Annotated in this window: 11 protein-coding genes; 5 read left to right on the forward strand and 6 right to left on the reverse strand. The window is 43.1% G+C overall.

Translation table 11 applies throughout. From position 1 onward, the window contains the following. Positions 1 to 18: 18 nt before the first annotated feature. On the forward strand, positions 19 to 1,353 hold the full coding sequence (locus NH462_RS18090) for an ankyrin repeat domain-containing protein (RefSeq protein ID WP_253107019.1): 1,335 nt from the start codon (positions 19 to 21) through the stop codon (positions 1,351 to 1,353). A 95-nt stretch (positions 1,354 to 1,448) separates the two neighbouring features. Here NH462_RS18090 and NH462_RS18095 read toward each other — a convergent pair whose 3' ends face one another. From NH462_RS18095 to NH462_RS18115, 5 genes are all read right to left on the reverse strand, one after another. After that, a complete protein-coding gene (locus NH462_RS18095; protein WP_017218876.1) occupies positions 1,449 to 1,886 on the reverse strand; it encodes a DUF2069 domain-containing protein in 438 nt (145 codons plus the stop codon). Continuing rightward, on the reverse strand, positions 1,883 to 2,434 hold the full coding sequence (gene wrbA / locus NH462_RS18100; protein WP_253107021.1) for an NAD(P)H:quinone oxidoreductase: 552 nt from the start codon (positions 2,432 to 2,434) through the stop codon (positions 1,883 to 1,885). The genes NH462_RS18095 and wrbA overlap by 4 nt, the downstream gene beginning before the upstream one ends. Beyond that, positions 2,434 to 2,781 (reverse strand): arsenate reductase (glutaredoxin), encoded by a 348-nt coding sequence (arsC, locus tag NH462_RS18105; RefSeq protein ID WP_069019737.1) that lies wholly within the window; start codon positions 2,779 to 2,781, stop codon positions 2,434 to 2,436. The genes wrbA and arsC overlap by 1 nt, the downstream gene beginning before the upstream one ends. A gap of 129 nt (positions 2,782 to 2,910) precedes the next feature. Beyond that, positions 2,911 to 4,362 carry a M48 family metalloprotease gene (locus NH462_RS18110; RefSeq protein WP_069019734.1) on the reverse strand — a complete coding sequence of 484 codons (1,452 nt, stop codon included), beginning with the start codon at positions 4,360 to 4,362 and terminating at the stop codon, positions 2,911 to 2,913. A gap of 1 nt (position 4,363) precedes the next feature. Beyond that, entirely contained in the window at positions 4,364 to 5,029 is a 666-nt protein-coding gene (locus NH462_RS18115) for a hypothetical protein (protein ID WP_045989077.1), read from the reverse strand. A 309-nt stretch (positions 5,030 to 5,338) separates the two neighbouring features. Between NH462_RS18115 and NH462_RS18120 the strand changes: the two genes are divergently transcribed. After that, on the forward strand, positions 5,339 to 6,406 hold the full coding sequence (locus tag NH462_RS18120; protein ID WP_253107024.1) for an AI-2E family transporter: 1,068 nt from the start codon (positions 5,339 to 5,341) through the stop codon (positions 6,404 to 6,406). 47 nt (positions 6,407 to 6,453) lie between these two features. On the opposite strand, the gene NH462_RS18125 is transcribed toward NH462_RS18120, so the two are convergent. Then, positions 6,454 to 7,491, reverse strand: a complete 1,038-nt coding sequence (locus NH462_RS18125; RefSeq protein ID WP_010375519.1) for a LacI family DNA-binding transcriptional regulator — start codon at positions 7,489 to 7,491, stop codon at positions 6,454 to 6,456. Positions 7,492 to 7,873: 382 nt separating this feature from the next. Here NH462_RS18125 and pgi point away from each other — a divergent pair, with 382 nt between their 5' ends. The 3 genes from pgi to pgl all read left to right on the forward strand — a co-directional run bounded on the left by pgi (position 7,874) and on the right by pgl (position 11,985). Beyond that, on the forward strand, positions 7,874 to 9,520 hold the full coding sequence (gene pgi / locus NH462_RS18130; RefSeq protein ID WP_010375521.1) for a glucose-6-phosphate isomerase: 1,647 nt from the start codon (positions 7,874 to 7,876) through the stop codon (positions 9,518 to 9,520). Positions 9,521 to 9,805: 285 nt separating this feature from the next. Continuing rightward, positions 9,806 to 11,275 (forward strand): glucose-6-phosphate dehydrogenase, encoded by a 1,470-nt coding sequence (zwf, locus tag NH462_RS18135; RefSeq protein WP_253107026.1) that lies wholly within the window; start codon positions 9,806 to 9,808, stop codon positions 11,273 to 11,275. Then, entirely contained in the window at positions 11,275 to 11,985 is a 711-nt protein-coding gene (pgl, locus tag NH462_RS18140) for a 6-phosphogluconolactonase (protein WP_253107028.1), read from the forward strand. Before zwf ends, pgl begins: the two co-directional genes overlap by 1 nt. Positions 11,986 to 12,235: the final 250 nt, after the last annotated feature.

Here is a 12,235-nt window from a genome sequence, read left to right on the forward strand (position 1 = left end):
GAGGATAATAGCGCATTCATGGAACAAGTGTTAATTTGGCCTGCCCAGTATCCCATGCTGTTAAAGGGGTTAATCGAACAAAACGGTGCTTACATTCTAGATGCCATAGAGGCATGGCCGAATTGCCAACAAATGAAAGATGAGCAGGGCGTAACGACCACTGTTCTACCTCCTTTATTTTATCTCGCTTGGTTACGACCGCTAGAGCCGTTCGAAGCCTGTTATTTTCAGCATATTGATGACTATGACGATAAACAGCGTCAATACGTTAATAGCGTAATTCAACACATTGAGGAAAATGATACTGATCAGGATGAGCTAATAAAAACACTTATTCAGCGTCTTGGTCAGTACTCTAACATTCAAGCTCAGGCACAAGAGCAAAGTTTATCGTTTGTAGAGCTGCTCTGTGACAAACATTATGAAAAAACGCTGATATGGCTATTGGAGAAAGGGCTTAAATTTAGCGCGAAAGAAATTGTTGCTCTGTGGTGCAACAGCTCGGAGGCAACACATACGGCACTATTGACGCATATTGATACTTGTCTGCTTGACCGAGCAGCAACTGCTAAACTAGCAACGGATAGTTTGCTGGATGGACAGCAGACTTTTGAGCTCCTTTGCGCTATGTGTGACAAAGATGAAGTGACGGGTCTTTTGGAACAAGCGCTATTGTTCCAGCTAACCCAGCAACAGGTGAAGCAATCAGCGATTATTACGCTAGTAACGCAGGGCGCGAAAGGAACGGCAAGAGATAGCAACGGGCGCTCTGCCATTATGTTGGCGGTTGAAAATGGCTTTGTGAGCGCGGTTGAAACCATGTTGCCGTACCATAAAGTAAATGAATTGGACGAAGAGGGCAGGAACTTAATGCATTATGCGGCGGCATCGAACTCTGCTGCTATGATCGAAATGATTATTGAACATGGTGATGACCCGACGCTTGCGGATATTCATGGCGACACCCCTTACCGTGTGGCTATGAAAAATCAGGCGCTTACTTCTAAGCAAACATTTGAACAGCACGGTATTATCGAGCTTTCTAACGAAGCAAAGTATCAAAAAATAAAAACCGTCCATATTCTTTATGCCTTTGCTGCTATTTTGCTACCACTTCAGTTATTTTTATTTTTTACTGATGAGGTTGATGAAAAAACCATTGCAACACTTGTCACTACGGCTGCTTCTATCGCAATTTTTGTTTTTGCGAGACGAAAACGCAGTAACCCTCTATACCCGAATAGCTCAACACCTTGGTCACTTATCGGGGTAAATGCGTTAGCTTGGCTTAGTATTGGTGTGCAGGTATTGTTTTCAGTATTGGTGTTGATAGCCGTACTCTCGTTGCAGTAGCTTACCATATCAAATAATACCAAGGCATGAATACGAAAAAAGCGCAGTTACTTCATTGAAGACTGCGCTTTTTTAATGGAGTTACGCAAGCGAGATTATGACTCTTTATGTTCGTGAGCAGCCTTTTCGTCAGCAAGGTCTTCTTTTAACTTGCGGATCTTCAATCCTAACTCTTGGCCTCTGTGTCTTGCATAGTAAGTGCAACCAATAAACATGGAGGTTGCAAAGCCAATCTCAAGCAGGACTAACACTAGCTCGTCAGGAGATGTCCACAACAGGGTAAAGCCGTGGATAAAATAAAACATCACGACAAAGTTTGCCCACGCATAAGTGTATGGCTTATCTTGCAAAATACCTTTAAGCGGGAGTAATAAAGGTAAAACGTACACCACAAAGACAAAGCCCAAGCTGTAACCTTCTCTTGGTGCAAGCACAAAGAGCCACAGTGGCATCAGGATCAACAGACCAAAATAACCAACTAGCGCAAAGAGTTGAAAGCGTCTAGTGATGGGCTTTTTTGCAATTTCATTCATGTTAACTTTTCCGCGACGCGTAGCAGTCGACTCGCTGCTGCACGACAAATTTTGATTTCTGTTTGAGTGAGTGAAGTATTGTTTTGGCTGCCTGCAACGTGTGTTGCACCGTAGGGGGTCCCGCCCATTTCGGTCGCCAAAAGCTCTGGAACATCATAGGGGATACCTAACAACATCATGCCGTGGTGTAATAACGGTAACGAGAGGTTAAGTAGGGTAGCCTCATTGCCACCGTGCATACTGCTTGAAGACGAAAATACGCAGGCTGGTTTATCGATAAGCGCGCCTTTAAGCCACAAATCGCTGGTGGTTTCCCAAAACGCTTTCGCTTGAGCTGCCATCATACCAAAGCGTGTAGGAGTGCCAAACGCCAAACCGTCGCACGCTACTAAATCTTGCTTTGTTACGACCACATCATGGTCTTGACGTTTCTCAAAAACGCGTACTATGGATTCACCGCCTTGTGACACTATGGTGTCTGCAAATTCGTGCGCCATATTCGCCACAGAGCCATGGCTAGAGTGGTATAAAATAAGAATTTTACTCATTACAGGATATCAAGCACTGACTCTGGGGGTCTACCAATCGCTGCCTTGTCACCATTGACAACTATAGGACGTTCAATCAGTTTAGGGTTTTCAAGCATGGCTGTGCGCAGTGTCGCTTCGTCCGAGTTTTTCGATAGTCCAAGCTCTTTGTAGAGCGTTTCTTTGCTGCGGACGAGCTGGTGAGCAGAACTAAATCCAAGTTTAGAAAGTAAATTAGCCAAAGTGTCACTATCGATTGGCGTCTTTAGGTATTCAATAACGGTAGGATTAACGTCATTGGACTCTAGTAAAGCTAGGGTTTCACGTGATTTTGAACAGCGCGGGTTGTGATAGATTTCTACTGACATGATTTCGCTCTATTTTGCTCTAAGTCGTAATGTAAACGGATCATAGCTTAATGTTGAGATGACGAAAAGCGATGTGCAAGAAAATTGGCTTAAATACGTTTTTACTATTGCTGTAAGCAATCGCTAAGCCTACAGCTTAGCGATTTCTTTTTGCATATTACGGTATTGGCTAAGTAGCGCCTTTAATCTGGTACGTTTGATATCTTCGTTATCTTCGACATGATTGAGTGCACGCTGGACTTCATCTGCTGCCTTATTAAATGCACCGTACTGGGCATAGACACTCGCTTTTGACTCATGGTAAGCCGCCTTGTTTTCTTGGGCTTCATAGGCTTGTGTGAGTAAATCGCGGGCGAGAATATGATCCGGTTTCTCAAGCAAAAAGATCTTGAGCAATTGCTCTGCAACTTCATACTGTTTTGCTTTTATGGCGGCATTAGCATAATTCAGCGTGATAACTTGGTTATTGGGCCTAAGTTGATGTTGGGCCTGAAGCATCTCAACGGCTTTGCCAGAGTGCTCTGTCGCAATTAAATAATCGGTATATACATCAAGATAAAACAAGTTATTTGGATCTTTTTCTAACAACTCATCCAATAGTTTGCCAGCTTCTTCGTACTTTTTTTGATCGAGTAACGTAATTGCTAATCCGTATTGTAGGGCGCGCTTGTCGAGCTCTGCTGAGTGTTTTAGCGCGTTTCTGAAAAACGCTTCTCCAGCATCTTCTGAATAATAGTATCGTGCAAGCACACGGCTTTTAGCTAACGCGTAGGAAAGGCTTGAGGGGTAATGCTTTTTCTCGAATTGTTGTGCTCTAAGCCTAACGTCCGATACTCGACTGTCGGGTAACGGGTGCGTAAGCAAAAATGCGGGTGGCTTATTTTTAAAGCGAATTTGATCCGAGAGCTTAGTTAAAAATTCACTGGCCGCATAGGGGTCAAAGCCTGCTTTATGTAGGGTATTCATACCAAATCGGTCGGCTTCTTGCTCCGCTTTTCGGCTATGCGTTAATTGGTTCAACGATGATTGCGTTTGGCTTGCGGATAAAATGGCGATACCTGCATCTGGGGCAACAACGGTTGCCAAAATACCAGTAATAAGCCCCGCGATGGTCAAGGCACTGTTGTCTTTTGCGTTTTGTACGCGGCGTGCTAAATGGCGTTGGGTAACGTGCGCAATTTCGTGGCCAATAACGGATGCTAACTGACTCTCGTTATCGGATTGCGCAATGAGTCCCGTATGTACACCAACGTGGCCCCCGTAAAAAGCGAAGGCATTAATATCTTTGTTATTTATCCAAAAAAAGGTAAATGGAAAGCGTACGTCATTAGCATTGGCGACGAGGCGATTGCCCAGGCTAGTTAAGTACTCTTCAAGTACCGGATCGCCAACCACAGGGGAGCGCGAGCGTAACTGCATCATCATGACTTCGCCGATCGCTTGCTCTTTTTCAATAGGTAGTACTTGGAGAGCTGAAGTGCCTAAATCTGGTAGTTTCAGCTCTGTTTGTGCAATAGCGCTGCTGGATGCAGCGAGCGCAAATGTTAAAACGATTGAATTTAATAGGGGTTTTAACCGCATTTTAATCCCTTTTAAGGTCTTCTCCGAGCATGATCCTAGCTAAGTCGACTTCATCATTGCATGCTCGAGCATCTTTTTCGCAAAGTTGGTAAAAATCTTTTATTGAGACCCCATCAACACCTGTGATGTTCAATTCTTTTTGCAAAAACGTCACTGTCATATGTAGCACTTTGTGCGCATGAAGTATCAGAGCTTTGTCGGCTATATCACCACGTTCAAAGTAAAACGCAATGAATTTATGGAGCTGGTTGATGCGCAGTAAGTTTTTCATCGTGTGCGGATCCCACACTCGGAATTCTAAAAAACGATTATCTTTAACATAGGCATCAATCTTGGTGCCTTTGGCTATTGGGTAAGCCCAAAGCTCAAAGCCTCTATCAGTAAATGCTTGATGTAATGCTATTTGAGGTTTATTGTCACAGTGAATTATGCCACTGTCATCCTCATAACCACCTAATAGTTCGATATTCCAATTTCGCTTATCTAGCAAACGCTTTACTGCATTATCAAAGCCGTGATGGAGCAGACCCTCACATTCACTCACCGCTGAGGCGACAAGGTGATAAAAAGGCGGAAGTTCACCCCAATTAATTTGTTTTTTGTACCAATTTATTTCTTTTAGTGTTGGATTGGCTGGCAATCGGGCCTTATTATTAACGCCTGGCATTAAGATTCCCAAGAAGTAGAGTATGCTATTAAGAATAAACCATCAACGCCTTGAGGGCTACCGCATTGAGTGATTTGTGTGGAGACAAGACAACAAAATTTGTGCATGATTTGCGAGAATTTACCTGTCCCGCATTATTTGTTCAGTTTAAGTGGCGGTTAAAGCGCCATGACTATACTCTAGGCAAACTAAAGTTGCTGATGAGTCAGGATCAAAGCTTGTTAGACATAAAAAAATATTTGGATGGTAACTCGGTGAGTTACCAAATTATTGAAATTGAAAGCGGTGAAGTGTGTTTGGAGATCATGGATGTTTGAGTTAGTAAAAGCGTGGTATATCAAAAAGTTTTCAGATCCACATTCCGTTACTCTATTGCTGATGCTAGTTGCTACGGTTGCTTTGCTGTACTTTTTTGGCAGTTATGTCATGCCGGTACTGGTCGCAATTGTCATAGCTTATTTACTAGAATGGCCAGTGAACAAGCTTACCCGAGTGACTGGCAGTAGGATGTTATCAGCAGTAGTGGTAATGGCGGTATTTGTGGGGGTCGCTTTGGGGCTGGTATTTGGTATCGTTCCCGTTTTGTGGCAACAGTTAAGTAACCTGCTCCAAGAAAGTCCAACCATGGTCGAAGAGGGTAAGGACTTCCTTTTACATTTACCTGAATACTATCCGACGCTGATCTCTACAACTCAGGTACAGGCAATTGTGAGTTCTGTGGAAAGCAAACTGTTAGAGCTTGGCGAAGTCATTGTGTCAGCCTCATTAACTTCATTAAAAGACGTTGTCGCTTGGATGATTTATTTAGTCTTAGTGCCGCTGCTTGCTTTTTTCATGTTGAAAGACAAATCAGAGCTTACATCTGGAATTTCAAAAATTATACCCAAGGACAGAAAGCTCATTTCACAAGTGTGGCACGAGATGGACCAACAAATCATGAATTATATTCGTGGTAAAGTTTTTGAGATTGTCATCGTTGGTGTAGTGAGCTTTGTGACCTTTTCTATTTTGGATTTACGTTATGCTGCACTACTGGGGACGTTGGTTGGGCTCTCTGTACTTATCCCATTTATTGGTGCTGCACTCGTTACCTTACCCGTTGCCGCAGTTGCTTTGTTTCAATTTGGGCTAGCGCCAGAATTTTGGACTATTCTCATCGCGTACGGCATTATTCAAGCATTAGATGGTAATGTTTTAGTGCCGTTATTGTTTTCAGAAGCTGTGGATCTCAACCCTGTTTATATCATTGTTGCAGTGTTATTTTTTGGTGGTTTATGGGGATTTTGGGGGGTATTCTTTGCGATTCCACTTGCATCTCTGGTCAAGGCGCTGATCAATGCATGGTCGAGTAAGAGTGAAGAACTGTTGGCGAAATAGTGAGAGTTTTTGATGTTAGTCGGCTCAAGAGCCGACTAAATAAATAGCTATTGTGTGATCCTACCCGTGCTTTCACGAACCACCATACTCGGTGTGAAAACATGTGAGACTTCTTTATCATTTTTTCGATGTCCCCGTGTTTTAGAAAACAATAAACGCGCAGCATGTTCAGAAATAATGTTGTTAGCCTGATGTGCAGTCGTAAGCTTTGGCCAAGTTTGGCGGGAGAATGGAGAGTCTTCGAAGCCACTGATAGACAATTGACCCGGGATCTCTATATTCATCAGCCGCGCAGCAAATAAAGCTCCAGCGGCTACCTCATCGTTACCACCTAAAATTGCAGTGATTTGGTTTGGATTGCCATCGGCCAGCAGCGCTTTAGCGCCTTTTACCCCTGATTCAAATGAGTAAGTACCGTGATAGAGCAGTGTATCGTCTTGTTTTATATCGTGTGCTTTCAGGGCATCGCGATATCCGGCTAACCGTTCCGTCGTTGATTTGTGCTCTTCATCGCCAAGTACAAACGCAATTTTTTTATGTCCAAGTTGGATCAAATGCTCAGTAATTTCATAGGCTGCAGCGTAGTCGTCAACAAAGATACAGTTATTTGCGCTATTTTCCGCTTCTTGCGCTCGACCTGAAAGTAGACGAACGTAATGAATGCCCAGCTCATCTAGCATATCAATAATGGTTTGTTGCTCGGATAGAGGAGGAGTCAAGACCAAACCTGCAAGACGTGAGCGTTTGATCATAGTGACGAATTCTTCGGCCATATTTTCCGAATTGGATTCACAGGGGTGGATGACGAGCTCATATCCTTCATCTCTACAGCGAGATAACACCCCGTTTTGCATATCAATTACATAATACGCATTGGGATTGTCGTAGACCAAGCCAATTGCAAATGAAGAAGTACCAGCTAAGTTTCTCGCAGCGATATTAGGCTGATAATTAAGCTCTTTTACAGCCTGCATTACTTGATCGTAGGTTTTTTTTCTAACCGAAGGTTCTTTATTGATTACCCGCGATACGGTTTTCATAGATACGCCAGCTAGCTTGGCAACATCATTAATAGTGACTTTCATGTAGTTGTTCTTCTATTTACAGGTCTGTATCGATCATTATTAAGCACAGAGGAATAGTAGCGCTTTATGTATGCAGAAGCTAGCGCCCAATTTCTGTGATATTAAGCCGTTAAGACGAGCATCGGCTTAATAAAAGGATCATCTGTTTTTCTTAGTCTATCTAATAAGTACAGAATTTAGCACTACAATTCGCAGAAATAAATGAATGATACCGGTGTCAAAAATTTTATTTTAGGTTATTATTCGCAATGTAAAATTGAAAAGAAGCAATTTGACAGCGTTGTCATTTTGGCATAATGTGCTTGTTTAATAATGTTTCTTTGTTGTTACTACCTGAAAAGTAAGGTAACTAACAATCACTTACGTCTTAGGGGAATATGTAATGGGTGGTCGTGTAGATTTGGATAGTTGGCAAAAGCTCAGTAGTTCTGCGCAGCGAGTAGAGCAACAGCATTTAAAAACGATGTTTGCAAACGATGCACATAGGTTTGAAAAGTTCTCTCGTCAAATCTCAGGTGTATTGTTCGACTTTTCCAAGCAACGCATTGATGACCAAACATTCTCTGAGATGATGCAGCTCGCAAAAGAGAGCGATATTGCGCGTTGGCGAGAAAAGATGTTCTCAGGTGAAAAAATAAATATCACTGAGGACCGAGCGGTTTTACATACAGCGCTGCGTAACCGAGCTAATACACCTATTTATGTGGATGGGGTGAACGTTACTGAACAAGTCAATGCAGAATTAGAAAAACTACAAGCATTTAGTAACCGAGTTCGTTCAGGTGAGTGGCAAGGGTATACAGGCAAAGCCGTAAAAGATGTGGTTGCCATTGGCGTTGGCGGGTCTAACTTAGGCCCGCAAATGGTGACTGATGCGCTTGCTGCGTATGCAGATAACACGCTAAACGTGCATTATGTTTCGAATGTTGATGGTGTACAGATTGCTTCAGTACTAAAAGGTTTGGACGCAGAAACCACGCTGTTTGTTGTGTCATCAAAAACCTTCACAACCTCTGAAACCATGACCAATGCAAAGACTGCCGTTGAGTGGTTTTTGAATGCTGCAAATGATAGAGCGGCAATCGCCAAGCATTTTGTTGCGGTGAGCACCAACCTTGAGAAGACCAGAGCATTTGGTATTAGCGATGACAACGTGTTTACGATGTGGGACTGGGTTGGCGGTCGTTTCTCGCTTTGGAGCGCGATAGGATTACCAATCGCACTTTATTTAGGCTTCGATAAGTTTGTCGAAGTGCTGGAAGGTGCGTTTGAAATTGATGAGCACTTTAAAACGGCAAACAACGAAGACAATATTCCACTGTTGATGGCGTTACTCAGCGTTTGGAATACCAGCTTCTTAGGGTATCAAGCACAAGCGATTTTGCCTTATGATCAGGCGCTTCATATGCTGCCTGCGTATTTACAACAAGGTGAAATGGAAAGTAATGGTAAGCATGTTACTTTTGCAGGAGAGCAGGTAAACTATACGACAGTGCCAATTATTTGGGGCATGACAGGGATAAATGGCCAGCACGCTTTTTATCAGTGTTTACACCAAGGTAATGTGATTGTACCGGCCGATTTCATCGCTTCGATTGAACCGCAAAACAAAGTAGGCCAGCATCACGATATTTTACTGTCTAACTTCTTCGCGCAAACGGAAGCAATGATGACGGGTGTAGATGCACAGCAGGTACGTGAAGATTTAACGGCTAAAGGTAAGTCGGATGCGGAAATTGATAAGTTGATCCCGCATAAAATACACCAAGGTAACCGTCCAACCTCTTCATTTATCTTAGATAAGGTAGATGCAAAAGCTGTGGGCCGACTAATTGCCTTGTATGAACACAAAATTTTCTGCCAAGGCATCATTTTGGATGTGTGTTCATTTGACCAGTGGGGTGTTGAGCTTGGTAAAGGACTGGCATCAAATATTGAAGCCGAGTTAACACAAGAAGGCGTTTCTAACCCTCATGATAGCTCAACGGCGGGTCTAATCGCTTATTACAAGCAAAAGAGAACAAATTAATACTTCGAGTGGAACTTGAAGTAAACAGAATACCTTTGAACGGGTAGCGCTGGAGTACTTAGAACCTGTATTTTTGTGAGAGGAAATACAGGTTTCTAAGACTCATTTATACCAACTTACTTAATCCCTCAAATTGAGCAGGTCTTAAGTCAAATTGATATTACTAGCGCATTGCAATCGAAATCATCACCCGTTACACAATGAGTTTGGTAGGCTTTGGAGTGGCTCCAAATCGAATAAACACTGCGTGCTTGTAGTGCACGCCTAACCTAATGAGAGTGAATTATGCTTAATCCTTTTGACATCGTAATTTTTGGTGGGGGAGGCGATTTAGCACTTCGCAAACTCCTACCTGCCTTGTATCGTGCATATCAAGAAGGTAACTTACCTGAAGGCACTCGCATCTTACCGACCGTTCGTGAACAAAACAAACAACAAGAATTTATCGAAACGGCACATATCGCATTGCAAACTCACCTTGGCAAAGGCGAATACAACAAGAAAGATTGGTCCGCATTTGAACAGTTTTTAGTGCCTGTGGTAGTCAACGTTACTGAAGAAGACGAACATTGGGATACGCTAAAGAATATGTTGGCTGATGGGGAAGATAAATCTCGTGTATTCTACTTGTCACTTCCTCCAGCGGTTTATGGCCGTTGTTGTGAGCTATTGTCAATTAAAGGGCTGATCACTGAGCAATCACGTGTAGTTGTTGAAAAGCCTATTGGTTATTGCGGTAAATCTGCAGAAGAAATTAATGCCAAAATCGGTGAGTTCTTCTCGGAAGAGCAAGTATTCCGTATCGATCATTATCTAGGTAAAGAAACGGTTCAAAACCTGATGGCACTTAGATTCTCAAACGCACTGTTCGAGAATTTATGGGATGCTAAAGCCATAGATAATATTCAGATCAGTATCTCTGAAACAGTCGGTCTTGAAAGCCGTGCAGGCTTTTACGACAAAGCAGGTGCGCTTCGTGATATGGTGCAAAATCACTTATTGCAACTACTTTGCTTGGTTGCGATGGAGTCACCACATAAACTTAATGCCAACAGCATTCGCACTGAAAAGCTTAAAGTATTAGAAGCGCTTAGGCCGCTAATTGACACAGATGTAGATAATAATGTTGTGCGTGGCCAATATGTGCCAGGCGACCTTGAAGGCAAGCTGGTACCTGGCTACCTAGAAGAGCTGGGTGAAGGGTCAAGTAAAACAGAAACATTTGTTGCTATTCGTGCGCACATTGATAACTGGCGGTGGTCTGGCGTGCCTTTCTATTTAAGAACAGGTAAGCGTATGAAGAAGCGTTGTGCTGAAATTGTGGTTGAGTACAAGCCTGTTTCTCACAATGTTTATGGTGATGCGGCGGGTCCAATTCAGCCAAACCGTTTGGTGATAAGATTACAGCCTGAAGAAAGTATTCAGTTAACGCTAATGTCTAAGCGTCTAGATAACCTTGAAATGCAACTAGAGCCAGTGACGCTAAATATCTCATTGAGTGAAAAGTATAACAATGGCTATCATTCAGACGCATATAAGCGCTTAATGCTAGACGCTGCTGCAAATAACCCTGCTTTATTTATTCACCGTGACGAAGTGCGTCAAGCGTGGCAGTGGGTTGATCCAATCATTGAGCGTTGGCAGAGTAAAGGGGCTCCGTCACTTTATCGTGCTGGCTCTTGGGGTCCTGAAGACGCCGATGAACTGCTAGAAGAAAACAAACATGTTTGGTTCAACGCGGGAGAGCAAGCGTAATGGCACAGTTAACAGAAAGAAATTTCAGCTCCAAAGACGAGATGACAGCGGCGCTTGCAGAGCTACTTCAAACTGGGCTCAGTCAAGGTATTGAGCAAGACGGTGAAGCGGTGTTGCTAGTGTCTGGTGGTTCATCACCGGCTCCTGCGTATCGTTACCTTTCTGGTGTTGAACTAGGATGGGACAAAATTACGGTTGCTATGGTTGATGAACGTTGGGTCGAACCAGATCACGAAAAATCTAACGAAGCATTTATTAAGTCGACATTGCTGCAAGACAAAGCGGCAAATGCTCGATTTGTAACAATGAAGAATGCGGCAGTGTCAGCTGAAGAGGGCGCTGATTTATGTGAGTCAGCTTATGCAGCGTTGAAAAAACCGTTCGATGTTACTATTTTGGGAATGGGGCCGGATGGTCATACCGCCAGTTTATTTCCAAATGCAAAGGGCCTAGAGCACGCGTTAACGACCACAAACACCGTATGCGCAATTAATGCTCATCAAAGCGAAGTGACAGGTGAGATCACCGAGCGCATGAGTTTGTCTTTGGCGGGAATAGCTAACTCTAAGGCGGCTGTTTTATTGATCTCTGGTGATGAAAAAAAGGCGGTGTATGAAGCGGCAAAACAACCCGGCTCAGAGTATGAAGTACCACTGCGCGCTGTATTAAATCACCCTGATATTAATTTGACCGTATTTTGGTGCCCGTAACCCGAGTGCATCTACTAGAAATAGTAAAATGTAAGGCTGGCGTGATAGCTGGCCTTACCTTGATTACTTGGGTCAACTGATTGAATATCTCTGGACATTCAGCTCGGAGCGACAACACTTCTTACTTCTTACTTCTTACTTCTTACTTCTTACTTCTTACTTCTTACTTCTTACTTCTTACTTCTTACTTCTTACTTCTTACTTCTTACTTCTTACTTCTTACTTCTTACTTCTTACTTCTTACTTCTTA

Origin of the sequence: Pseudoalteromonas sp. OANN1 (assembly GCF_024124685.1) — a bacterium.
GTDB classification, from domain to species: Bacteria; Pseudomonadota; Gammaproteobacteria; order Enterobacterales; family Alteromonadaceae; genus Pseudoalteromonas; species Pseudoalteromonas piscicida.